The organism is Mycolicibacter icosiumassiliensis (genome assembly GCF_900078685.2).
Taxonomy (GTDB): Bacteria; Actinomycetota; Actinomycetes; order Mycobacteriales; family Mycobacteriaceae; genus Mycobacterium; species Mycobacterium icosiumassiliensis.
In genome coordinates, this window is the sequence record NZ_LT546166.1 from 2,490,690 (window position 1) to 2,514,206 (window position 23,517).

The 23,517-nt window shown below is 65.6% G+C and carries 16 protein-coding genes and 4 pseudogenes; 16 read left to right on the plus strand and 4 right to left on the minus strand.

Features of this window, described 5'->3' with window-relative positions; translation table 11 throughout:
- Positions 1–62: 62 nt before the first annotated feature.
- From BN4346_RS50050 to eccE, 11 genes and pseudogenes are all read left to right on the plus strand, one after another.
- The gene (locus BN4346_RS50050; protein WP_067972684.1) at positions 63–482 is read left to right on the plus strand and encodes a PPW family C-terminal domain-containing PPE protein; all 420 of its coding nucleotides are present in this window, start codon (positions 63–65) and stop codon (positions 480–482) included.
- A 45-nt stretch (positions 483–527) separates the two neighbouring features.
- Complete coding sequence (locus tag BN4346_RS35965; RefSeq protein ID WP_067972686.1) at positions 528–821, plus strand: WXG100 family type VII secretion target; 294 nt, start codon at positions 528–530, stop codon at positions 819–821.
- Between the two features lie 17 nt (positions 822–838).
- A complete protein-coding gene (locus BN4346_RS35970; protein WP_067972689.1) occupies positions 839–1,126 on the plus strand; it encodes a WXG100 family type VII secretion target in 288 nt (95 codons plus the stop codon).
- A gap of 126 nt (positions 1,127–1,252) precedes the next feature.
- The gene (locus BN4346_RS35975) at positions 1,253–2,218 is read left to right on the plus strand and encodes a TauD/TfdA dioxygenase family protein (RefSeq protein ID WP_067972692.1); all 966 of its coding nucleotides are present in this window, start codon (positions 1,253–1,255) and stop codon (positions 2,216–2,218) included.
- Positions 2,219–2,268: 50 nt separating this feature from the next.
- Positions 2,269–4,110: a type VII secretion AAA-ATPase EccA gene (gene eccA / locus BN4346_RS35980; protein WP_067972695.1), complete on the plus strand. Its 1,842-nt coding sequence runs from the start codon at positions 2,269–2,271 to the stop codon at positions 4,108–4,110.
- Positions 4,107–5,760, plus strand: a pseudogene (gene eccB / locus BN4346_RS35985) (type VII secretion protein EccB). Before eccA ends, eccB begins: the two are co-directional and overlap by 4 nt.
- Positions 5,757–8,441 (plus strand): annotated as a pseudogene (eccCa, locus tag BN4346_RS35990) (type VII secretion protein EccCa); the annotation flags it as partial. The pseudogenes eccB and eccCa, both read left to right, overlap by 4 nt.
- Positions 8,442–8,926: 485 nt before the next feature.
- Positions 8,927–10,348 (plus strand): annotated as a pseudogene (eccCb, locus tag BN4346_RS35995) (type VII secretion protein EccCb); the annotation flags it as partial.
- Between the two features lie 40 nt (positions 10,349–10,388).
- The gene (gene eccD / locus BN4346_RS36000) at positions 10,389–11,774 is read left to right on the plus strand and encodes a type VII secretion integral membrane protein EccD (protein ID WP_067972698.1); all 1,386 of its coding nucleotides are present in this window, start codon (positions 10,389–10,391) and stop codon (positions 11,772–11,774) included.
- Positions 11,771–13,141: a type VII secretion-associated serine protease mycosin gene (gene mycP / locus BN4346_RS36005; RefSeq protein WP_067972701.1), complete on the plus strand. Its 1,371-nt coding sequence runs from the start codon at positions 11,771–11,773 to the stop codon at positions 13,139–13,141. The genes eccD and mycP overlap by 4 nt, the downstream gene beginning before the upstream one ends.
- The gene (eccE, locus tag BN4346_RS36010; RefSeq protein ID WP_067972704.1) at positions 13,138–14,133 is read left to right on the plus strand and encodes a type VII secretion protein EccE; all 996 of its coding nucleotides are present in this window, start codon (positions 13,138–13,140) and stop codon (positions 14,131–14,133) included. The genes mycP and eccE overlap by 4 nt, the downstream gene beginning before the upstream one ends.
- Before the next feature lie 22 nt (positions 14,134–14,155).
- On the opposite strand, the gene BN4346_RS36015 is transcribed toward eccE, so the two are convergent.
- A complete protein-coding gene (locus tag BN4346_RS36015) occupies positions 14,156–15,259 on the minus strand; it encodes an FAD-dependent monooxygenase (RefSeq protein WP_067972707.1) in 1,104 nt (367 codons plus the stop codon).
- Between the two features lie 70 nt (positions 15,260–15,329).
- On the opposite strand from BN4346_RS36015, the gene BN4346_RS36020 reads away from it, so the two are divergent.
- Positions 15,330–15,941: a TetR/AcrR family transcriptional regulator gene (locus BN4346_RS36020; RefSeq protein ID WP_067972710.1), complete on the plus strand. Its 612-nt coding sequence runs from the start codon at positions 15,330–15,332 to the stop codon at positions 15,939–15,941.
- A 13-nt stretch (positions 15,942–15,954) separates the two neighbouring features.
- Here BN4346_RS36020 and BN4346_RS36025 read toward each other — a convergent pair whose 3' ends face one another.
- Both BN4346_RS36025 and BN4346_RS36030 read right to left on the minus strand, forming a co-directional pair.
- A complete protein-coding gene (locus BN4346_RS36025; protein WP_078058647.1) occupies positions 15,955–18,183 on the minus strand; it encodes an arylsulfatase in 2,229 nt (742 codons plus the stop codon).
- 140 nt (positions 18,184–18,323) lie between these two features.
- Positions 18,324–19,232, minus strand: a complete 909-nt coding sequence (locus tag BN4346_RS36030; RefSeq protein ID WP_067972713.1) for a bile acid:sodium symporter family protein — start codon at positions 19,230–19,232, stop codon at positions 18,324–18,326.
- Between the two features lie 673 nt (positions 19,233–19,905).
- Here BN4346_RS36030 and BN4346_RS36035 point away from each other — a divergent pair.
- Positions 19,906–20,013: pseudogene (locus BN4346_RS36035) on the plus strand (YebC/PmpR family DNA-binding transcriptional regulator); the annotation flags it as partial.
- 36 nt (positions 20,014–20,049) lie between these two features.
- Here the strand turns inward: BN4346_RS36035 and BN4346_RS36040 are convergent.
- Positions 20,050–21,278, minus strand: a protein-coding gene (locus BN4346_RS36040) for an IS3 family transposase (RefSeq protein ID WP_096867526.1) whose coding sequence is annotated in 2 segments (ribosomal slippage) — positions 20,050–20,966 and positions 20,966–21,278 — 1,230 coding nt in all. Because the reading frame shifts where the segments join, the coding sequence is not laid out codon by codon here.
- A gap of 39 nt (positions 21,279–21,317) precedes the next feature.
- On the opposite strand from BN4346_RS36040, the gene BN4346_RS36045 reads away from it, so the two are divergent.
- The 3 genes from BN4346_RS36045 (at position 21,318) to ruvA (ending at position 23,492) form a co-directional block, all read left to right on the plus strand.
- On the plus strand, positions 21,318–22,271 hold the full coding sequence (locus BN4346_RS36045) for a DUF2252 domain-containing protein (RefSeq protein ID WP_268811498.1): 954 nt from the start codon (positions 21,318–21,320) through the stop codon (positions 22,269–22,271).
- A gap of 76 nt (positions 22,272–22,347) precedes the next feature.
- Positions 22,348–22,905, plus strand: a complete 558-nt coding sequence (ruvC, locus tag BN4346_RS36050; protein WP_067972723.1) for a crossover junction endodeoxyribonuclease RuvC — start codon at positions 22,348–22,350, stop codon at positions 22,903–22,905.
- Positions 22,902–23,492 (plus strand): Holliday junction branch migration protein RuvA, encoded by a 591-nt coding sequence (ruvA, locus tag BN4346_RS36055; RefSeq protein ID WP_067972726.1) that lies wholly within the window; start codon positions 22,902–22,904, stop codon positions 23,490–23,492. The genes ruvC and ruvA overlap by 4 nt, the downstream gene beginning before the upstream one ends.
- The last annotated feature ends 25 nt before the right edge of the window (positions 23,493–23,517 follow it).

Sequence of the window (23,517 nt, forward strand, 5' to 3'; positions counted from 1 at the left end):
CCNGTGCGTCACCGCCGGCACCGCCTGCGCCCGCCACAGCGCCGGGATTGGCGTTTCCGTACATGACCGGATTCGGTGGCGGCCCTGGAGTCGGATTCGATTCGAACAACAGGACCGGAAGCGGCACCGGCTCACAGGCAAAGAGCCCGGCATCGGACTCCGCGGTAGAGGAGTCGGCCGCCCGACGAGCGTCGCGGTCGCGGCGCCGGCGGCGGACGCAGATTCATGAGCACGGCGAGCAATACGCCGACATGAACGTCGAAGTGGACGCCGAATGGGCGCCGTGCGGCGGACCGATCGCATCGCAGGGCAGCGCAGGCGGTCTCGGTTTCGGCGGAAATGTCGTCAAACACGGTGTGCGAGAAGCCGGATTGGCCACCCTGGCCGGCGATTCGTTCAGTGGCGTCCCGATTGAGCCGCTGTTACCGGCCAGCTGGACCGGTCAGTCGACCGAAGGAGTGGGAGACAACGCAGAGAGCTGATCGTCGGTGAACACAAGGCAATCGATGTGGATAGGGAGATAAGCGATGAGTTTGTTGGATGCACACATTCCGCAGTTAGTGGCGTCTGAGTCGGCGTTTGGTGCCAAGGCGGCGTTGATGCGGTCGACGATGGCGCAGGCGGAGCAGACAGCGTTGTCGGCGCAGGCGTTTCACGTTGGTGAGGCGGCTGCGGCGTTCCAGGGGGCACATGCCCGGTTTGTGGCCTTGGCGGCGCGAGTGAATGCGTTGCTCGACCAGGCGCAGGTCAATTTGGCGGATGCGGGCAATACCTACGTGGCTGCCGACGCGGCCGCGGCAAGCACTTACACCGGATTCTGACGAGAAGGGATTGTGTGATGTCACAGATTCTGTACAACTACCCGGCGATGCTGTCGCATGCCGCGGAGATGAATGGGCATGCGGGCACGTTGCAGGCCGTGGGTGCCGATATCGCCAGTGAGCAGGCGGCATTACATGCGGCGTGGCAGGGCGATACCGGATTGACGTATCAGGCGTGGCAGGCGCAGTGGAATCAGGCGATGGAGGAGTTGGTGCGGGCCTATCACGCGATGGCCACGACCCATGAGACCAACACGTTGGGGATGCTCGCTCGCGACACCGCTGAAGCCGCCCGCTGGGGCTGACGCCCGCATCTGACCGAAAAAGAACTCTGCCGAAACAGATTCGGTAGTTCAGCGCGTGGAATCCCCATCAGCGCGCCGACTCGAACCCACTCATGAAACCAGCCAGATCAACAGAGGAGAAGTCTCATGTCCAGCCAATCGCTTTCCGCCCGCTCCGACTTGGACGTGGTGAAACTCGGCGAATACATCGGCGCCCGGATCGACGGAGTCCAGTTGGGCGGTGACTTGGACGAGGAGACCGTCGCCGCGATCAACGACGCGTTGGTGACTCACAAGGTCATCTTCTTCCGTGGGCAGCACCATTTGGACGATGTCAGCCAGTTCGAGTTCGCCCGGCTGCTGGGTACCACGACGGCCCCCCACCCGCTGTTGCAGGGCGAGGGCGCCATTCTTCCCATCGACTCGTTCGGCGGCACCGCCGCGAACAGCTGGCACACCGACGTCACGTTCGTGGATCGGGTTCCCAAGGCGTCGCTGCTTCGGGCCGTAGAGCTGCCGCCCTACGGTGGAACCACCCTGTGGGCGAACACTGTCACCGCCTACGAGCAGCTGCCCAATCCGCTGGCCCGGTTGGCGGAAGAGCTTTGGGCGGTGCACAGCAACGCCTTCGACTACACGCAGCTCGACTTGACGGACTCCAAGCAGCTTGAGAAGTACGCCGATCTGCTGCAATCGGAGGAATTCCAGGCATACGTCCAAACGTTCAACTCCACCACGTACGAGACGCAGCACCCCGTGGTGCGGGTGCACCCCGAGAGCGGGGAACGCTCTCTGCTGCTGGGCAACTTCGTGCAACGAATCGCGGATGTCAAGCACTCCGAGTCGCGTGCGCTCTTCCAGCTCTTCCAGGAGCGGATCACCCGGCCGGAGAACACCGTCCGGTGGAACTGGCAGCTGGGGGACCTGGCGATCTGGGACAACCGCGCCACCCAGCACTACGGAGTCTCCGATTTCGGTCAGGCACACCGGCGTTTGCACCGCATCACCCTTGCCGGCGACATTCCGATCAGTGTCCACGGTGAACGCAGCCGCGTCATCCAGGGCGACGCTTCGGCGTACTCCGTCATCGGAGAGCCGCGAGCGGTGGCGTAAGCCACCGTTCGCCCCGGGCCGTGCAGCATTGAGTGGGAAGTGATTCAAGAATGAATAACCGTGACGTGGGCGTGCTGGAGGCGCGTACCCGCACAACCAAGGTGGATGCCGACATCGTCAGCCGGTTCGCCACCTGCAGTCGGGCGTTGGGTATCGCGGTCCACGGTCGGCAACGGCCCGCCGACCTGGACGCGGCCCGCACCGGCTTCGCCGCGCTGACCCGTGTGGCCCACGAGCAATGCGATGCGTGGGTGGGACTGGCCGCTGCCGGCGACACGTCGGCCCGGGTGGTGGAGGCGGTCTGGACTACCGCGCCGACGGTGGGTGCGCTGCAACGGCAGCTCGACCTGCAGCACGGTGCGCTGGGCTTCCACTACGACTCTGGCCTGTATCTGCAGTTCCGTGCCACCGAACCCGACGACTTCTCACTGGCGTACGCCGGCGCGCTGGCCGCGGCCGGCCGATATGGAGAGGCGTACCGGTTGGTCGCCGAGATCGCCGAGCGCCGACCGGGTTTCCGCGATGCCCGTTGGCTCGCCACGGTGATCCACTATCGCGCCGAGCGATGGTCGGATGTCGTCAAGCTGTTGACCCCCATTGTCAATGATCCGGAGTTGGACGAGCTGTTCGCCCATGCGGCCAAGATCGCCCTGGGATCTGCGCTGGCGCGGCTGGGTATGTATGCCCCGGCGTTGTCGTACCTGGAGGAGCCGGAGGGGCCGATCGCGGCAGCGGCCACCGACGGGGCGTTGGCCAAGGGATTGGTCCTGCGCGCGCAGGACGACGAGGAATCTGCCGCCGAGGTGCTGCAGGATCTCTATGCCGCCAACCCGGAGAACGAGCAGGTTCAACATGCCTTGCTGGACCGCAGCTTCGGGATCATCACGACCACCGCGGATCGGATAGCGGCGAGAACCGACCCTTGGGACCGCGGCACCGAGCCCAACGAAGCCGATTTCATCGATCCTGGCGCGCATGAGCGCAAGGCGGAGCTGCTGGCCGAAGCGGAGCGTGAACTCGGCGAGTTCATCGGTCTCGATGAGGTCAAGGATCAGGTGCAGCGGCTGAAAAGTTCGGTGGCGATGGCTATCCGGCGTGAGCAGCATGGTCTGGCCGTGGCCCAGCGCGCCCATCACCTGGTCTTCGCCGGGCCTCCCGGGACGGGTAAGACGACCATCGCTCGTGTGGTGGCGAAGATCTACTGCGGCCTGGGCCTGCTGAAGAAAGAGAATGTGCGTGAGGTACACCGTGCCGACCTGATCGGTCAGCACATCGGTGAGACCGAGGCCAAGACCAACGCCGTCATCGACAGTGCGCTTGATGGCGTGCTGTTCCTCGATGAGGCGTACGCCTTGGTGGCCACCGGGGCCAAGAACGACTTCGGGCTGATCGCCATCGACACGCTGCTGGCGCGGATGGAGAACGACCGTGACCGGCTGGTGGTGATCATCGCGGGTTACCGGGCTGACCTGGATCGATTCCTGGACACCAACGAAGGTCTGCGGTCCCGCTTTTCTCGCAGCATCGACTTCCCGTCCTACACCGCGGGCGAGTTGGTCGAGATCGCCACGGTGATGGCCGAGCACCGGGACAGCGTCTTCGAACCGAGTGCGCAAGAAGACTTGCAGGCGCTGTTCGGTCAGCTGGCCGAGGCGTCGCACCCCGACGCCAACGGAGTCGACCGGCGCAGTCTGGACATCGCCGGCAACGGCCGCTTCGTGCGAAACCTGGTCGAACGCTCCGAGGAGGAACGCGAGTTCCGGCTCGATCATTCCGAACAAGCTGGCACCGAGGCATTCACCGACGAGGAACTCATGACCATTACGACCGAAGATGTTCGTAACTCGGTGACGCCGTTGCTGCGTGGCCTGGGCCTGGAGGCCAAGGTATGAGCACACATTCGGACCGGTCCGATCTGGCCGAAGACGGGCGGCGTTCGTTCGCCTCGCGGACCCCGGTCAACGAGAACCCCGACCGGGTCGAGTACCGGCGCGGTTTTGTCACCAAGCATCAGGTCAGTGGCTGGCAGTTCGTCATGCGTCGGATTGCCTCGGGCCTAGCCCTGCATGACACCCGGATGCTCGTGGAACCGCTGCGCACCCAGTCCCGTTCGGTATTGATGGGGGTGGTCCTGCTGGCCACCGGAGTGGCCGGTAGCTTTGCCCTGTCTTTGATTCGGCCGGGTGGATCAGCCGGCAACGATCCCGTCCTGGCAGACCGGTCCACGTCGGCGCTGTATGTGCGCGTCGGAGATGAGCTGCACCCGGTGCTGAACCTCACCTCCGCGCAGCTGGTCGCGGGACGTCCGGTGAACCCGACTGCAGTGAAAGCTGCCGTGTTGGACAAGTTTCCGCGTGGCAACCTGCTGGGCATTCCGGGTGCACCGGAGCGGTTGGTGCAGAACACAGATGCCGATGCGAACTGGACGGTGTGCGACGCGGCGTCCGGCAGCGCCGGGGGCGTGACGTTGATCGCCGGACGGTTGGACACCGACGGGAGTCGCGCTGACGCCTTGGGTGCGCAGCATGCGGTGCTGGTCGACAACGGTGCCGGCGCATGGTTGCTCTGGAACGGGAAGCGCAGCCGGATCGACCTCGGCGACCGGGCCGTCACCGCCGCACTGGGATTGGACGCGGGCGCATCGAGGCCTCGGCCAATCGCTCCGGGATTGTTCAACGCGATTCCGGAAGCGCCCGCGCTGGAGGCGCCGGTGATCCCCGATGCGGGAAGTCCGCCGCCGTTCGCATTGCCGGTACCGGTAGCCATCGGCTCGGTGGTCGTCACGCATGAGATCGACGACAGTTCCGATACCGCCCTGCGTTACTACGCGGTGTTATCCGATGGGTTGCAGCCGATTTCTGGTGTGGTGGCGGCGGTGTTGCGTAATTCGGATTCGTTGGGTTTGGATCGGCCGCCGGTGTTGGGTGCTGATGATGTTGCGCGGTTGCCGGTTTCGCGGGTGTTGGATGTGTCGCGTTTTCCGGAGCGGCCGGTGATGGTGGTTGATGCGGTGTCGGCGCCGGTGACGTGTGCGCAGTGGAGTAAGCCTGCGGGGGCGTCGATGAGTTCGTTGACGTTGTTGTCGGGTTCGACGTTGCCGTTGGGTGAGGGTGTGCGCACGTTGGATTTGGTGGGTGCTGGGGTGGGCGGTACCGCGGCACGGGTGGCGTTGGCGCCGGGGTCGGGTTATTTCGTTCGCGTTGGCGCCGGGGTCGGGTTATTTCGTTCAGAGTGTCAATGGTGATCCGGCGGCTAATGCGAGTGTGGGTCCGTTGTTTTGGGTTTCTGATACCGGTGTGCGGTATGGGATTAACACTGAGTCCGGTACTAGTGGGGGTGAGGGGGACACCATCGGCGCGTTGGGTTTGAGTGAGCCGGCGTTGCCGATTCCGTGGTCGGTGTTGTCGCAGTTTGCGGTGGGTCCTGTGTTGTCGCGTGGTGATGCGTTGTTGGCTCATGACGGGTTGGCGCCTGATGGGCGTGCGGTGCGTCGTGTGACGGGTGAGTTGGGTGGCGTTTCGAGTGGTGGAGAGTCCCGATGAGTCGTTTGATTTTTGAGGCACGTCGTCGGTTGCCGGTGCCGGTGACGGATCGGGGCACGATCACTGTGGAGCCGCCGCCGGAGTTGCCGCGGTTGGTTCCGGCGTCGTTTTTGCAGCGGGCGTTGCCGGTGGTGATTGTGATTTTGATTGTGGGCATGGTGATTGCCATGGTTGCGACGGGGATGCGGTTGGTGTCTCCGGTGATGTTGTTTTTCCCGTTTGCGTTGTTGGTGGCGGCGGCGGGGATTTATCGGGGTGGGGATAAGAAGGCCCGCACGGTGGAGGTGGATGCCGAGCGGGCGGATTATTTGCGGTATTTGTCGGTGGTCCGCGACAACATTCGGGGGTCGGCGGCTAAGCAGCGGGCGGCGGCGGAGTGGTCGCATCCGGATCCGGTGGATTTGGTGGCGGTGCCGGGTTCGCGGCGCCAGTGGGAACGCGATCCGCATGATGAGGATTTTTTGGTGGTGCGTACGGGCCGCCATGCGGTGGGGTTGGCCAGTGCGGTGCGGGTGAGTGATACCGCTGATGAGATTGATTTGGAGCCGGTCTCACACAGTGCGTTGCGCAGTTTGCTTGATACCCAGCGCACGGTGCGTGATGTGCCCGTGGGTGTGGATGTGGGGAAGTTGTCGCGGATCAGTGTGCTCGGCCAGGGCCAGGACGCTGCCGCGGAGGTGCGGGCGGCGGTGCGGGCGTGGGTGGCTCAGGCGGTGAGCTGGCATGACCCGACGATGTTGGGGGTGGCGTTGGCCTCTGCGGAGTTGGAGTCGGACGCGTGGAGCTGGTTGAAGTGGTTGCCGCATGCTGATATTGCTGGCCAGGTTGATGGGGTGGGTCCGGCCCGGTATTTGGCGACCAGCGGTGAGGAGTTGGTGTCGTTGTTGGCGCCGGTGCTGGCGACGCGCCCGGCGTTTACCGGTGAGGCCGGTGAGAGCGCGCGGCATGTGTTGGTGATCATTGATGATCCCGATTTTGATGTGGCGGCTTCGGTGTTGGGTTCGGCCCGCGCCGGGGTGACCGTCATCCAGCGCAGCACGATCGAGCCCAATCGGGAGCAGTATTCCGATCCGGAGCGTCCGATCCTGCGGATCAGCGCGGGTGGGGGGTCGATTGATCGTTGGCATTCTGGTGGTTGGCAGCGTTATGTCGATAACGCCGATCAGCTCGGTGTGGAGGAGGCGGCGCATCTGGCGCGCCGGTTGTCGCGGTGGGATTCCAATCCGACGCATGCCGGGTTGCGGTCGGCCGGCACCCGGGGTGCCAGCTTCACCACGTTGTTGGGTATTGCCGACGCCTCGCGCCTGGATGTTCCGGCGTTGTGGGCGCCGCGCACGCGTGAGCAGGAGTTGCGGGTGCCGATTGGGGTGACCGCGACGGGGGAGCCGTTGTTCTTCGATCTCAAGGATGAGGCCGAGGGTGGGATGGGTCCGCATGGGTTGATGATCGGGATGACCGGTTCGGGTAAGTCGCAGACGTTGATGGCGATCCTGCTGTCACTGTTGACGACGCATTCGGCGGATCGGTTGATCGTGATCTACGCCGATTTCAAGGGGGAGGCCGGCGCGGACATTTTCCGGCATTTCCCGCAGGTGGTTGCGGTGATCTCCAATATGGCCGAGAAGCGCTCGTTGGCGGACCGGTTCGCCGACACCCTGCGCGGTGAGGTGGCGCGGCGGGAGTTGTTGCTGCGGGAGGCGGGTCGGGCGGTGCAGGGCAGTGCGTTTAATTCGGTGACTGAGTATGAGGCGGCGATCGCGGCGGGGCATTATTTGGCGCCGATCCCGACACTGTTCATTGTGGCTGATGAGTTCACGTTGATGTTGGCTGATCATCCCGAGTACGCCGAGTTGTTCGATTATGTGGCCCGTAAAGGTCGTTCGTTCCGGATCCATATTCTGTTCGCGTCGCAAACGTTGGATGTGGGCAAGATCAAGGACATCGACAAGAACACGTCGTATCGGATCGGGCTCAAGGTCGCTTCGGCCAGTGTGTCGCGGCAGATCATTGGGGTCGAGGACGCTTATCACATCGAGTCGGGTAAAGAGCACAAAGGTGAGGGCTTTTTGGTGCCGGCCCCGGGTGCGGCGCCGATCAAGTTCCGTTCCACGTATGTCGATGGGATTTATGATCCGCCGGCGCGGTCGCGGGCGGTGGTGATGCAGGCGTTGCCGGAGCCGAAATTGTTCACCGCCGGGGCCGTTGATTCGGGGCAGCAGACCACGATCGTTGAGGCCGAGGAAGAGGTGGTGGGTCCGCCCCGCAAGTTGATCGCCACCATCGGCGAGCAGTTGGCGAACTACGGTCCGCAGGCCCCGGCGTTGTGGTTGCCGCCCTTGGATGAGCCGATCGCGTTGGCGGCGACGTTGGCTGGGGCGGGGATCAGTGAGCGGGCGTTGCGGTGGCCGTTGGGGCAGATCGACAAACCCTTTGAGATGCGCCGTGACCCGCTGGTCTTTGATGCCCGTTCGGCCTCGGGGAACCTGCTCATTCATGGGGGCCCCAAGTCGGGGAAGACCACGGCATTGCAGACGTTCATCCTCTCCGCCGCGGCCCTGCATTCGCCGCGGGAGGTCAGTTTCTACTGCCTCGATTACGGCGGCGGGCAGTTGCGGGCCGTGGAGGGGTTGGCGCATGTGGGCAGTGTCGCCTCCGGCCTAGAACCCGAGAAGTGCGTGAGGCGGGCCGTGCGGTGCAGGGCAGTGCGTTTAATTCGGTGACTGAGTATGAGGCGGCGATCGCGGCGGGGCATGATTTGGCGCCGATCCCGACCCTGTTCATCGTGGCTGATGAGTTCACGTTGATGTTGGCTGATCATCCCGAGTACGCCGAGTTGTTCGATTATGTGGCGCGTAAAGGCCGTTCGTTCCGGATCCATATTTTGTTCGCCTCGCAAACCCTGGATGTGGGCAAGATCAAGGACATCGACAAGAACACCTCGTATCGGATCGGGCTGAAAGTCGCCTCGGCCAGTGTGTCGCGGCAGATCATCGGCGTCGAGGACGCCTATCACATCGAATCGGGTAAGGAACATAAAGGTGAGGGCTTTTTGGTGCCGGCCCCGGGGGCGGCGCCGATCAAGTTCCGCAGTACGTATGTCGATGGGATTTATGACCCGCCGGCCCGGTCGCGGTCGGTGGTGATGCACGCCCTGCCGGAGCCGAAATTCATCTTGTCGGCCGCGGCCTTGCATTCGCCGCGGGAGGTCAGTTTCTACTGCCTGGATTACGGCGGCGGCCAGCTGCGGGCCCTGGAAGGTTTGGCGCATGTGGGCAGTGTCGCCTCGGGCCTGGAGCCTGAGCGGATCCGGCGCACCTTCGGTGAACTCGAACAATTGTTGACCGCACGTCAGCAGCGTGAAGCGTTCCGTGATGGCAGCATCGGTGCCCTCAACGACGGTTACGGTGAAGTGTTCTTGGTGATCGACAATCTGTATGCGTTCAGTCGCGATAACACCGATGCGTTCAACACCCGCAATCCGTTGCTGGCCAAGGTCACCGAACTGGTCAACGTCGGCCTGGCTTACGGCATCCATGTGGTGGTCACCACCCCCAGCTGGCTGGAAGTCCCGCTGGCTATGCGCGACGGGCTCGGCCTACGCCTGGAACTGAAGTTGCATGATGCCCGTGACAGCAATGTGCGGGTTGCGGGGGCGTTGACCCGCCCCGCCGAAGCGGTGCCGGCTAATCAGCCGGGTCGTGGTTTGACGATGGCCGCCGAGCATTTCTTGATCGCCCAACCCGACCTGGGCCAGATCGAGGCGATCAATGCTCGCCATCCGGGTTTGGCGGCGCCGCCGGTGCGGTTGTTGCCGACCAACCTGGCCCCCGAAGAAGTCGGGGTGCTCTACCCCGCGGTCGATCATGTGGTGATCGGGGTCCGCGAAGAGGACCTGGCCCCGGTGCAGGTGGACTTCACCACCAACCCGCTGCTGCTGGTGCTCGGGGACGCCAAATCCGGCAAAACCACCCTGCTGCGTCACCTCATCCGCACCGTGCGCGAACACTCCACCGCTGATCAGGTCGCGTTCACCGTCATCGACCGGCGCCTGCACCTGGTCGATGAACCCCTGTTCGGCGACAACGAGTACACCGCCAACGTCGATCGGGTCATCCCGGCCATGCTCGGATTGTCGGCGTTGATCGGCTCCCGGCGCCCCCCAGCAGGATTGTCCGCCGCGGACCTGGCGGCCTGGAGCTATGAAGGGCACACCCACTACCTGATCATCGACGATGTTGATGCCATCCCCGACACCCCGGCCCTGACCGGCCCCTACGCCGGGCAACGACCCTGGAGCACCCTGATCGAACTGCTCTCCCAAGCAAGCGATCTCGGCTTGCGGGTCATCGTCACCGCACGCGCTACCGGCTCAGCGCACGCATTGATGACCAACCCCCTGCTGCGGCGGCTCAACGACCTACAAGCCACCACCCTGATGCTCTCGGGCAACCCCGCCGACAGCGGCAAAATCCGCGGCCAACGCTTCGCACGCCTACCCGCAGGACGAGCAATCCTACTCACCGACAACGACGAACCCACCTACCTACAACTAGTCAACCCAACATTCAGCCACACCTTGACGCGCTAGGAGAAGAACCCATGTCCCTTCTGAAGTTGAGGACCCCGTAATGGCCAACGCTGTGATACCGATCGTGCGGATTGCTGTGCTGGCCGAGAGTCGGCTGACGGAGATCGCTCTGCCCGCGGACCTACCGCTGCGCGAAATCCTGCCCACCGTACAGCGTTTGGTCGCGCCGACCGACGAGGCCCAGGACAGTGCCGGCGACACCGATCGACTCAGCCTTGCGCCGATCGGTGGCGCACCTTTCAGCCTGGACGCCAGCCTGGACACCGTCGGCGTGGTCGACGGCGACCTCTTGGCCCTGCAGCCGGTGCCTTCCGGTCCCTCGGCGCCCGGCATCGTCGAAGACATCGCGGATGCCGCGGTGATCTTCTCGACCTCTCGGCGCAAGCCTTGGGGGCCGCGGCACATCGGAGCCGGAGCACTCGGGTCTGCTGTCGGATTGGTCTTGGCGGCAACGGGTCTGGCTGTCACCTATCGGGTGGTCACCGGAGCCCCGGCAGGCCTGTTCGCGGCCGGCGCGATCGCTGTACTTGCCGTGCTCGCCGCGTTGATCGCACGCCCACCGTATGACGGAGCGTTGTCCGCAGCCGCGCTGGCGCCGATCGCCGCGGCCCTGGCCTTGGTGGTGCCGGGGCAGTTCGGTCCGGCGCAGGTGACGCTGGGAGCCGCCGGCATTGCTGCGTGGTCGTCGATTCGCGTCATCGGCTCACGCCGTGACCTCGGATTCTTCACGGCGACAACCGTGGTCGGTGCAGGCGTCGCCCTGGCGGCTGCGGTCGAGGCGCTGTGGCCGTTGCCGCTTGGCAGCATCGGCGGTGGCCTGCTCGTGCTGGCCCTGTTGCTCACCGTCTCGGCTCCCCAACTGTCTGCGTTGTGGGCACGGTTGCCGCTGCCGGTCATCCCCGCGCCCGGAGATCCGACCCCGGCAGCTCCGTCACTGCGGGTGCTGGAAGACCTGCCGCGTCGGGTGCAGGCGGGCGAGAGTTACCAAACCGGATTCGTCGCCGGTGGCGTGCTGCTCGGCGCCCTTGGCTCGTTGGCGATTGCCGCTCAACCCGAAACGGTTCCGGTGTGGGGATGGTATGCGGTGGTGGCCAATGCGGTAGCGGCTGCGCTGCGCGCACGGGTGTGGGATTCGGCCGCGAGCAAATCCTGGCTGTTGGCCCAGCCCTACCTGGTGACGGTGGCACTGTTGGTGCTCTACGGCGCAACCGGCCGCTACCTTGCCGCGCTCATCGCGGTAGCGGTGCTCGCCGTGCTGGTATCAGCATGGGTGTTGGCCTCCGCGGTTCCGGCAGTCGCCGATCCGCGCAGCTATTCGTTGCCGGTACGCCGACTGGTCGGTTTCCTTGCCTCGGGTCTGGATGCATCGCTGATACCGGTAATCGCCTACCTGGTAGGCATCTTCGCCTGGGTTCTCGATCGATGAGCCGTACTCGAATCGGATCGACACCGGGGTTCTCCCGGGCGATCCGGCTCGGCGGTGCGGCCGGGGTCCTGGTCGCGACGCTGTGGACGCCCCCGCCGGTCTTGGCGGCAGCGGCACAGGTGTATAAGAGGCAGAACAGCGAGTGCAGCACCACCGAGCTCACCGCCGGCACCGATCTCAAGGATCCCCCTGCCGCGCAACGGCAGATCGATCTGCCCGCGGCGTGGCAGTTCTCCCGCGGCGACGGCCAAACGGTGGCCGTCATCGACACCGGGGTGCGGCCCGGCCCGCGCCTGCCTGCCATCGAGCCCGGTGGCGACTACATCGGTACCACCGACGGCCTCACCGATTGCGACGGGCACGGAACGCTGATCGCCGGGCTTATTGCCGGCCAGCCCGGCGACGACGGTTTCGCCGGCGTCGCGCCCGCGGCACGGCTGCTGTCCTTGCGCGCCACGTCTGCAAAGATCACCCCGGCAACCTCCAACGGTGATCCGGAGTTGGCGCAGGCGGCCTTCACCGTGACGGCCCTGAGCCGGGCAATCGTGCATGCCGCGGATCTTGGTGCGCGGGTGATCACCGTCTCCGCGGTGCACTGCGTGGCCGCGGACCGCAACGTCGACCAGTCCGAACTCGGTGCGGCCATTCGCTATGCGGCGGTCGACAAGGACGCCGTTGTGATCGCCGCCGCCGGCGACAGTGGCGCCGCCGGGTCGGCCGGCAGTGGAACCGGTTGCCAGTCCAACCCGTTGACCGATCTGAGCCGACCCGACGACCCGCGCAGCTGGGGGACCGTGGCATCGGTGTCGATCCCGTCGTCCTGGCAACCCTATGTGCTGTCGGTGGCATCGCTGGCACCTGGCGGCCAGCCCTCGAAATTCACGACAGCCGGACCATGGGTCGGTGTCGCCGCGCCCGGAGAGAACATCGTGTCGGTGAGCAACCGCGACGACGGTGGCCTGGCCAACGCGCTACTCGGAGGCAGGCAGAAACTGGTGCCGCTCAGCGGGACCGGTTACGCGTCCGGCTATGTGGCCGGCGTCGCGGCGCTAGTCCGGAGCCGGTATCCCGAACTGAGCGCGGCACAGGTGATCCGCCGACTCACCGCCACCGCGCACAACACGGCCCGCGCACCGTCCAACCTTCTCGGCGCCGGAGCCGTTGACCCGGTGGCCGCATTGACCTGGCAGCTGCCCGCCGGACCGGTCCCCAACGCGGAGCCGGTCAAACGGGCGGCCCTGCCGCCGCAACCGGCACCGAAGAACTACACCCCGCAGCTCGTCGCCTTCGGCGGCGCAGCCGCGCTGGGATTGATCGTGGGCGCCGCCGCAATCGGGGCGCGCCGTAGAAAGGAGACCACCCCGTGAGTACCCACCGATCATCCTGGCCCGGTACCGGCCGAATCGCCCTGGTGCTCTTCGCTGCCGTGGCCGCGACTGCCGCCTACCCCTGGCACTCGACCCGCGAGCGTTGGGTGCTGGCCATCGGCGTCGCCGTTGTCGCCGCCTTGTTGGTGCGCTGGCGTGGGTTACCCCTGACCACGCTGCTGCGGCGCCGGGTGGCACTCAACCGCGGCAGGCACGGAGAACGCCGGATCCGTAGAACCGTCACCGATCCCCGGGTCACCGCGCTGCTGAGTATCGCGGCACCGCACGACGACACCGATGCGCTTCCACTGCCGCTGATAGCCCGCTATCTGGACCGCTACGGTTTGCGAGCCGACACGATCCGGGTCACCAGCCGCGACGTCGGGGACCATGGCGGCGTGCGGGAACGGGCCACGTGGATCGGGCTGACCTTCTCAGCCGTCGACAATCTCGCTGCGCTGCAGGCCCGTTCCCCGGACATCCCGTTGGACAAGACCGCTGCGATTGTGGCCCGCCGACTCGCCGATCACCTCCGCGAATCCGGTTGGGCGGCCAGCGCCGTCGAGCCCGGCGACATCCCGCGGCTGGATGCCGCAGGCTCCCGCGAGACCTGGCACGGGATCGTGCAGGAAAGCGGCGACCACCTTGCCGCATACCGGCTTACACCCGGACACGACTTGCCGGACCTGCTGGCGAAGGTCTGGTCTTACCCGGCACCGGAAACCTGGACGGCCCTGGAGGTCGCCGGCTCCGGCGACGATCAGACCCTGGCCTTCGCAGCCGCATTCCGCACCGGCGCCCAGCCCGTTGGTCTACCGTTACGCGGTCTGAGCCCGCAGCCGGGCAACCAGCGGGCGTCGCTGGCAGGGCTGCACCCGTCGTCGGCCCAGCGGCTCGACGGCCACGCCGTCGTGGCCCCCGACTGGCTGAGTCGGCTGCGGTGGCCCAGCAGCACCGTGCGGCGATCGCTGGTTGACTCCGGCTTGGGCTAAACAGCATTCGGTCTTGACGGACTCAGCCGGCTTGAGCCAATAGGCGATTGCGTGCGTCGATAGCTGCCTGGGTGGCGGGCACCAACAGGTCCCCGCCGGCACCTACCGTGCCCTGGGCATAGCTGACGTGCGGGCGCTGATCACGCTCATACTGGGTGAACGCTGCTTCCAGGTCCTTGGCGTTCTCGGACAATGCCTTTGCCAGCAGCCATGTTCCGGTGATGGCCAGGCTGGTACCCCGCCCGGATAGTGGGGATGCGCAATGAGCGGAGTCGCCGACGAGCACGACCCGTCCCCGATGCCACGACGGCATGTGGATCTGGCTCATGGAGTCGAAGTACAGCTCCGGGTCGCGGCATGCCGCGTCGAGCAGCTCGGGCACCCGCCACCGGTCGTGTCCGGCGAACTCCTCAGTGAGAATGCGCTTTTGCGCATCAAGGTCCTGGTAGTCGTAATCGATCCAGGATGAGCGGAAGCTCAGCACCGCCAGCGCCACATCGCGATAGGTGACGATCCCGGCCATGCGCCCCGGGAAGTTGTAGATCGGGTTGGGAGCACCGTCGACGTGGTAGTCCGGCAAGTTCGCTAAGGCGGTGTAGAAGCCGAGATGACGCAGGTATTGGCGCTCGGGGCCGAAAATGAGCCTGCGGGTGGCAGAGTGCAGACCATCGGCACCGACGACGAGGTCGTAGCGGCCCCGCTCGCCAGAAGCAAACCGCACGTGGACGCCGCGACCGTCATCGCGGAGTTCGGCGATGGACTCGCCGAATGTCAAGGCGACGGACGGCCCGAGGGCCTTGCGGAGCACATGCGCGAGGTCTTCTCGAGCGATTTCGGTGTCGTCGGGCGAATCGTTGATGTCCTCGACCGGTAGATCGGCCACCCGGTCGCCGTTGTCGTCGACGAAGCAACTGCGCGCCGTCATGTCGACCTGTAGTGCCCGGATCTCATCGAGAACGCCCATCTGCCGGGCCACGGCCAGCGAGTCACCGCGAATATCAATCGGTGATCCGTTGACCCGAAGGTGTTGTGCGCGTTCGACGATGGTGACGTCATGACCGGCATTGCCCAGATTGATACCCGCGGATAGCCCGGCCATACCCGCGCCGGAAACCAGAATTCGCATCAGCTCGCCCCTTTGAGATAAGATCCATGGTGTATCTAACGAACAGTAGCGATCAAATTTAGGAAACGCAATGTCTCTTACTTCTGGCGCTGCTCCGCAGCGCCGCCGCGGTCCCGCGCTAGAGAACGCGCTGCTGGCTGCGGCCTGGGACGAACTGAATGAGCGCGGCTACGACGACTTCACCGTCGACGGCGTCGCCGCCCGGGCCGGCACCAGCCGTGCGGTGCTGTACCGACGCTGGCCCGGCAAGCCGGAACTGGTGCATGCCGCGTTGATCGCTGCAGTCAAGAAGGATCCAATCACCGTGCCGGACACCGGCAGTCTGCGCGGCGACGTGATCAATCTCCTGCGGCAGGCCAACAGTCAACGTGGCCACCTCGCCGTCACCGTCATCACCCGGCTCGGCGGTTTCTACCGCGACACCGGCACCAAAATCGCTGATCTGCGCGACGCGCTTGAGGGTGAGCGTGGCGCGTCCATGGAGGAACTCATCGCGCGCGCTGTCGCCCGCGGGGAGATCCGGCCCGACCAGATCAGTGGCCGAGTTGCCCAGTTACCCGTCGACCTGCTGCGTCACGACGTGTTGTTCACGCTGGCGCCCCTGACCAATGAAGCCATCGACGAGATTGTGGACGCGGTGTTTTTACCCCTGGTCTGGCTCGGTGCAGACGCCAAGATCTAGATCAGTGCGGCGATTAGTCCGATTGCAGGGCGATGCGCAGCGCGTCGATCTGATCGAGTTCGGCTTGCCCGGCCTGCACGTGGACCGCATGCAGAGCGCCATTCCAGGCGAACGGCGGTTGGTAGTCATCGGCCACCGGTAGGCCGCGGTCGTAGCCGAGGGTGAGGTGCGTGCCCCCGTGCTGCCAGATGAACGGAAGCGCGTGTTCGGTCTTCGTGGTTGCGACAACGGTGTCGTCGACGACGGCGTCGACGACGACGTCCCCGGACGCCAGGCGCAGCACGCAGCCGATGAGGTGGCGCCCCGTGGGCAAGCGCTCCGAGGATCGCAGGTGCAGCGGTCCGCTGGGCAGTGCCACGGCGATGTTGAGGCTGCCGTCGATGACGTAGGCGGCCAGCCCTCCGTTGCGGTCACCGATGGCGAACAACACCCCGCTGGGGGTGTCCTGCTGCGGCACATCCACATCGGCGAGGATGTGACCTCCACCGGCCAGCATCGGCAGCGCCTCGTCGAGCACGGGACCGGCTTGCGGATAAAGAGTGACCTTCAGGCCAACCGGATACGGCGGCTGTGCCGCGGCAGCCAGTCGTCCGATCAGCGAGTCAAGCAGCGGCAAAACATTGTTGGCAGCCGCCTCCTTTGCCCACTGCTCCTGAAGCTGCTCGACGACGTCGGGGTGTTGCTCTGCGAGATCGTCCGCCTCCGAGAAATCCTCGTCGAGGCGGAACAACGACCACCGGTCGGTCTCGAAATCGCGGCTCCCGGTGAGCAGCACATCCTCGTCCATAACACCGACCGGAACGTGGTCGGTGGTGGCCTTCCAGCCGTCGGCGAAGATCGCCCGCGAGCCCATCATTTCGAAGTACTGCAGCGAACGCGGGTTAGGTGCCGCGGGATCGGTGAACGACGGCAGCAGGCTGGCCCCCTGAACGGGCTGTTGGGCAATGCCGTCGACCGAGTCCGGGACGGTCACGCCGCACGCATCGAGCACGGTCGGAAGGACGTCGATCGCATGGGCGAACTGACCACGAACGCCACCGCCCTCACGAATTCTCTTGGGCCAGTGCGCGATGAACGGCACCCGGGTGCCGCCCAGCCAGGTGTAGCGCTTCCACAACCGAAATGGCGTATTCCCGGCCCACGCCCAGCCCCACGCATAGTGCGGATAGGTGCGCGGCCCGCCCCACTCGTCGAGCTGCGCGAGGTTCTCGGCGAGATCATCACGTACCCGATGGGTGAACCGGTGCTCATTGACGGTTCCGGACACGCCGCCCTCGGCGCTGGCGCCGTTGTCCGACATCAACAGAATCAACGTATTGTCGAGCACCCCAATGCGCTCGAGGGTGTCGACCAGCCGACCGATCTGTGCATCGGTGTGGCTGAGGAACCCGGCATAAACCTCGTGCATGCGGGCGTACAGCCGACGCTCGTCCGCGCTGAGGTCATCCCAGGACGGAACCCAGGGTGGCCGGGGAGTCAGGGTCGTGGTGGCCGGGACAACGCCGGACTTCACCTGCCGAGCGAACAGGTTGTCGCGCCAGCGATCCCAGCCGATGTCGAACTTGCCGGCGTAAGCGTCCGCCCATGAGCGTTCCACGTGGTGCGGCGAGTGCATCGCCCCCGGGGTGAAGTAGAGGAAGAACGGCTTGCCGGGGGCGCTGGCCTGCTGGCTGAGCACCATCCGGATCGCTTCGTCGGCAAGGTCTTCGGTGAGGTGGTAGCCCTCGTCGGGCCGAGCGGGTGCTTCGACGAACGAATTGTCGCGAACCAGCTCCGGCGCCCATTGATTGGCGTCGCCCCGCAGAAAGCCGTAGTAGCGTTCGAACCCCAACCCGAGTGGCCATTGGTCGTAGGGCCCGGCCCCACCACGCTCGCCGCGCGGCACCAGATGCCATTTGCCCGTCGCCAGTGTGCTCCAGCCCGCGTCCCGCAGGATTCGGGGCAGCGTGGCCGCCGAGCGGGGAATGTGTGCGGTGTAGCCCGGATGCGTGGTGGGCAGATCGGCGAGGAACCCCATCCCGACTGCATGGTGGTTGCGGCCGGTCAGCAGCGCCGCCCGGGTCGGGGAGCACAGGGCGGTCACGTGAAACCGGTTGTAGCGCAGTCCTCCGGCCGCCAAGCGATCGATGGTCGGCGTCGAGATATCCGAGCCGTAGCAGCCGAACTGAGCGAACCCGAGGTCGTCGAGCAGGATCACCACGACATTGGGCGCGTCCTGTGGGGGGCGCTGGGGCTGGCTCATCTCGGTGTCGCCTTTCGCTATGACCTGCATGTAGTCAAGTGACTACTTCTGTTGGGAACACTATTGAGCGCTGCTGCGGATCGCAAGGTGCAGAGGGAAATTCGTCGGGACAAGGGTGATCGCGGCCCCGCTGGAGCGGTCTAGCTGGCCACTGTTTGTCCGGTTGCGGGTAGGGCGCCGGCCTGGCGGTCCGAGCGGTAGGCGGGATCGAGGCGGCGGACTGTGGCGACGAGCAGCAGTGCGATGATGGGCGCGATCACGCCGTACAGCGCTGGCACAGTACCGATTTCGGGGCTGTCGAGAAGCTGCGGACTCAGGGAGATCGCGGTGGCCACCATTGCGTTGTGCATCCCAATTTCAAGGCTGATGGCGATCGCCTGCCGCGGAGCGAGTTTCATCCACCGAGGCACGAGATAGCCGACGGTCAAGCTGACGGTGGCGAAGGACACGACGGCACCGGTGAGTGCGCCGAGGTTGTTCTCCAGTGTCGTTCGTCCGCCGACGATCGCCGCGATGGAGATCGCGACCAGCAGCGTGGCCGCGGCGACCCGGACCGGCCGCTTCAAGCGACGAGCGAGGTCGGGGAAGCGTTCGCGAATGGCGACACCGATTGCGGTGGGAATAAGGACCAGTCCGACCACTGCGACGAACTTGTCCAGCTGCAGCGGGACGCTCCTTCCCTCGCCGGTGAACCAGCTGATTGAAAATGCCAGGATCGCTGGTAGGGAGGCGATCGAGATCACGGCGTTGATCGCGGTCAGTGTGAGATTGAGGGCAAGGTCGCCATTGACCAAGTGGCTGAAGACATTGGCCAGCAGGCCGCCGGGGACGGCGGATATGAGCATGAGCCCCACCGCGAGCTTCGGGGGGAGGTCGAACGCTTCGGCAATCAACAGGCAGAAGGTCGGCAGGACTATCGCCTGGCAGATCAGGGCGACCGCGAGCGGGCGCTTCAGTGCGGCGGCCCGCCGGAAGTCGGCGACGGTGAGCGTCATTCCCAGCGCGAGCATGGCCGTCACTACGACCAAGGGGTAAAACCGGTTATCCATGATGCTCCGCGGTGTTCGTGCGCAGATGCCTTGACGTTTGGGCGGCCCCGGGCGTCGGCGCGATGATGCAGTGACTGCTCAGCTTGCCGTAATCGGTCGCATTCTGGCCCGAAGATCCAGACGCCTGCAGGGCACGATGTGGCGCGCAAGCGATACGTTGAGCAAACGGATACTCCAGCTGTCCCTGGCTCTTCGGCGTCGATGTGCGTTGCCTTGACTTGCCCGCCACGCCCGCCACACTGATCGGCTCCGCAGCCGGCATGCCCTGATGATTTATGGCCGCTGAGACCGCGCGTTGTGTCGGGAAAGTCCGCCTTGGAGCTCGTGTAATCCACAGCGCCCCAAGGGAAGCCCAGGAAGCGCTGAGGGAATCTTCCGCATTGCGGGCCCGGCATGGCTGCGCTGACCTGCCTGCCGCGCATCGTCTCGCCGGCCCAGAGCGTGGGCTCCAGAATGGCGATGGCCACGGCGGGCGGGCGCTGCCGTCCCGGCGATGCAGGCCATCGGCTGGCTACACCGGCCCAACCTGGTGAACAGGCTGGAATCTTTTTGAGCCGAATCGGCCGCCGCAACGCTTAGGTGCGTTCCGCCCCGTTGAGTACCGGCGTTTCCGAAGCGCCCGCGTAGACTCGCCGGGCGAACCTTTATCAGAAACAGTGAGGTGGGGCAATCGATGAGCGGCCATTCCAAGTGGGCGACCACGAAGCATAAGAAGGCTGTCATTGACGCTCGTCGTGGCAAGAATTTTGCTCGGTTGATCAAGAATATTGAGGTTGCCGCGGGCCTTGCCCCCATGTAGTGGACACGGGATTTGTGGTTAAGCAGCTTCGGGCAGCGTAGCCGGTGTCAGGGTCCTTTCGTAGGTGGCAGGGCTGGATTGACGGCAGTGGGAGTGCCGTCGTTTGGTGTTGTAGCGGGCCAGCCATCGGAAGACCTCCCGGCGGCAGGTCGCCGCGTCCGGCCAGCAGGCACGGTCCTGCAGGATCTCGCGTTTGAGGGCGGCGTTGAACGATTCGGCCAGGGCGTTGTCGGCGCTCGTTCCCACCGCTCCCATCGACTGGATGACCCCATACTCGCGGCAGAGGGACACGAAATCCCTTGAGGTGTACTGACTTCCGTGGTCCGAGTGGAACACTGCACCGGCCAACGTGCCGCGTAGCGCGGCAGCGGCGTTGAGGGCGTCGGTGACCAGTTCGGTGCGCATGTGATCGGCGATCGCCCACCCCGCTACCCGCCGCGAGCAGCAGTCGATCACCGTGGCCAGGTACAGGTTGCCGCCGGTGGCCAGTGGCAGGTAGGTGATGTCGCCGACATAACGGGTGTTGATCTGCGCGGCGGTGAAATCCCGCTTCAGCAGATCAGGGACTTTCTGGCTGGCCGGATCCGCCGCGGTGGTCTTGACCCGCCGCCGGCGCCGATAACCGACGATCCCGGCGCCGCGCATCACTCGAGCGACCCGCTTGTGGTTGACCCGCTCACCGTCGGGCGCACCATCGTTGAGCTCGGCGGTGATCCCCGGCTCCCCGTAGGGGTTGTCCTCGCCGTTCACCACCCGGATACGGGCGGCCAGCGCCTCATCAGCGGCGGCCTTCGCGGCGCGGGAATCGGCGCCGGCGAGCCAGGCGTAGAACGATGAACGCGCGACCTCCACGACCGCGCAGAGCCACTTCACCTCGAAGGCGTGTAGGTGGTCGGCGACGAACTGGAAGCGGCTCACCAGTTCGTCTCCCCGGCGAAATATTTGGCTGCCGACCGTAGAATGTCCCGCTCGGTGGATAGCCGAGCCTCGGTGGCGCGCAGCGTCTTGTTCTCGGCGCGCAGCCGCACCAGTTCCTGCTCCGGGCTCTCGGCCCCTGGCGCAAGCTCGGTCTCTACGCTGCCGCGGCGGTGCCGAATCGCCACGCCGGCCGACTTGCACCACGCTGAGAGCGTGGCTTCGCTGACACCGAGCTCGGCAGCGATCTGCGTAATCGTCGCACCCTCGGTATCCCGGTACAGCGCGACCGCGTCACGCTTGAACTCATCGGGGTAATTTTTCCTTGCCATCGGGTTGGATCATCTCGCTTCCCCCAGGACATTCCTGGGATTGAGCGTGTCCAACACACGGGGTCAAGTCCCTCGGTCGTATCGGCCTGTGCCGAGGCCTACCGCAATCAGATGCGCGAACTGGCCCGGCTCGGCGAGCTCGACGTGTGGTACGCGCAATCGGTCATCGACTCTGAATTGCTCGCCGCTGTAGAACCGGTCTACGCCAAGGCGATCCGGCGTACCGCGGTCGGTGCCCTCTCCCGCGGGCGGCAGCAGGCCGTCGACAAACTCACCCGCTCGCACCACGGCCGCCGGCACCTGATCAGCGATCCGCCCCTGATCGTTCCGGCCGGTGACTTGGTCAGTGACGTCGTGGCGCAGCTCTACAACAAGTACATGCGGAAGCTGATCAAGGACTACGTTTCCAGCCTTCCCGACGATCGGCGGGTGCTCGCACGGCGGTACCGCTACGTAGAAGTGGCCCGCAAGGTGGTCGGTGTGGGCAGCGTCGGAACCCGAACCTGGATCGTGCTGTTGGAGGGCGTCGGCACCGGAGACCCGTTGCTCATGCAGGTCAAGGAGGCACGGCCCTCGGTGTTGGAACCCCACCTGCAGCGCAGCCGCTACGCCAACGCGGGGGAGCGGGTTGTGGCGGGGCAGCGGCTGATGCAGGCCACCAGCGACATCCTGCTGGGCTGGCTGCACGCTATCGGCCCCGACGGGCACCATGGCGACTACTACGTACGCCAGCTGTGGGACATGAAGGGCTCCGCCGACGTCGAGTCGATGAGTCCTAAGGTGCTTACCGCCTACGCACAAGCGTGTGGGCATGCACTGGCCCGAGCGCATAGCCGTTCTGGCGACCGGGTCGCGATCGCGGCTTATCTCGGCAAGGGGGATAACGCCGACCGGGCGCTGACCCGGTTCGCCTTTGCGTACGCCGAGCAGAACATGCGCGACTACGAGGCGTTGCAGGCGGCGGCGGAGAGCGGGCGTATCACCGCCGCGTGATGCGTGTCGCAGCCCAAGGGCGTCACCGGCCACCACTAGACTGTCGAACAATTGTTCGGTGCTGGAGAGGAATCCGATGCGGGTGATGGGCGTCGACCCCGGGCTGACGCGGTGCGGGCTGTCAGTGGTCGAAGGCGGGCAGGGGCGTCAGGTCACCGCTTTGGATGTCGATGTGGTGCGCACCCCGGCCGACCAGCCGCTGCCGGAGCGGTTGCTGACCATCAGCGACACTGCCGAGCACTGGCTCGACACCCACCACCCCGAGGTCATCGCGATCGAGCGGGTGTTCGCCCAGCAGAACGTCTCCACCGTAATGGGCACCGCGCAGGCCGCCGGGGTGATCGCGCTGCAGGCCGCCCGACGTGGCATCACGGTGCACTTCCACACTCCCAGCGAGGTCAAAGCCGCCGTGACCGGCAACGGTTCGGCCGACAAGGCGCAGGTGACGACGATGATCACCCGAATTCTCGGGCTGCAGCAAAAGCCGACTCCCGCCGACGCGGCGGATGCGCTGGCGCTGGCGATCTGTCACTGCTGGCGGGCCCCGATGATCGCCCGGATGGCCGCAGCCGAGGCGCTGGCCGCCGAGCAGCGGCGTAAGTACACCGCCAAGCTCAAGGCGGCCCGGGCATGATCGCGTCGGTACGTGGCGAGGTGATCGACATCGCGCTGGACCATGCGGTGGTCGAGGCGGCCGGGGTGGGCTACAAACTGATGGCCACGCCGGCGACCTTGTCGACGCTGCGCCGCGGCAGCGAATCCCGCTTGATCACTGCGATGATCGTGCGCGAAGACTCGATGACGCTCTACGGGTTCCCGGATGGTGAGGCGCGGGACCTGTTCCTCACGCTGATCGGGGTCTCGGGTATCGGACCCAAGATCGCCCTGGCCGCCCTGGCGGTCTATGACGCGCCCACCCTGCGCCGGGCGCTCGCCGACGGGGACGTCACCGCATTGACCCGGGTGCCCGGGATCGGCAAGCGCGGTGCCGAGCGGCTGGTGCTGGAGCTGCGCGACAAGATCGGTGCGGTGGCCGCTTCCGATGGCGCTGTGTTCAGCGGTCATGCGGTGCGTGCTCCGGTGATCGAAGCCCTGATCGGGCTCGGCTTTGCTGCCAAGCAGGCCGAAGAGACCACCGACAAGGTACTGGCCGACGCTCCCGACGCGACCACCTCCGACGTGCTGCGCACGGCGCTGAGCCGGCTGGGGAAGACCAAGTGAGCCAATCCGGCGGTTCAGCGAGGTT

What these genes read in the sequence shown, in the direction of transcription:
- BN4346_RS36025 (WP_078058647.1), bottom strand. Translation starts at nt 18,183, where the DNA reads ATGAGCCAGCCCCAGCGCCCCCCACAGGACGCGCCCAATGTCGTGGTG.
- BN4346_RS36015 (WP_067972707.1), bottom strand. Translation starts at nt 15,259, where the DNA reads ATGCGAATTCTGGTTTCCGGCGCGGGTATGGCCGGGCTATCCGCGGGT.
- BN4346_RS35970 (WP_067972689.1), top strand. Translation starts at nt 839, where the DNA reads ATGTCACAGATTCTGTACAACTACCCGGCGATGCTGTCGCATGCCGCG.
- BN4346_RS36030 (WP_067972713.1), bottom strand. Translation starts at nt 19,232, where the DNA reads ATGGATAACCGGTTTTACCCCTTGGTCGTAGTGACGGCCATGCTCGCG.
- eccA (WP_067972695.1), top strand. Translation starts at nt 2,269, where the DNA reads ATGAATAACCGTGACGTGGGCGTGCTGGAGGCGCGTACCCGCACAACC.
- ruvC (WP_067972723.1), top strand. Translation starts at nt 22,348, where the DNA reads ATGCGGGTGATGGGCGTCGACCCCGGGCTGACGCGGTGCGGGCTGTCA.
- BN4346_RS35975 (WP_067972692.1), top strand. Translation starts at nt 1,253, where the DNA reads ATGTCCAGCCAATCGCTTTCCGCCCGCTCCGACTTGGACGTGGTGAAA.
- eccD (WP_067972698.1), top strand. Translation starts at nt 10,389, where the DNA reads ATGGCCAACGCTGTGATACCGATCGTGCGGATTGCTGTGCTGGCCGAG.
- BN4346_RS35965 (WP_067972686.1), top strand. Translation starts at nt 528, where the DNA reads ATGAGTTTGTTGGATGCACACATTCCGCAGTTAGTGGCGTCTGAGTCG.
- BN4346_RS50050 (WP_067972684.1), top strand. Translation starts at nt 63, where the DNA reads ATGACCGGATTCGGTGGCGGCCCTGGAGTCGGATTCGATTCGAACAAC.
- BN4346_RS36020 (WP_067972710.1), top strand. Translation starts at nt 15,330, where the DNA reads ATGTCTCTTACTTCTGGCGCTGCTCCGCAGCGCCGCCGCGGTCCCGCG.
- mycP (WP_067972701.1), top strand. Translation starts at nt 11,771, where the DNA reads ATGAGCCGTACTCGAATCGGATCGACACCGGGGTTCTCCCGGGCGATC.
- ruvA (WP_067972726.1), top strand. Translation starts at nt 22,902, where the DNA reads ATGATCGCGTCGGTACGTGGCGAGGTGATCGACATCGCGCTGGACCAT.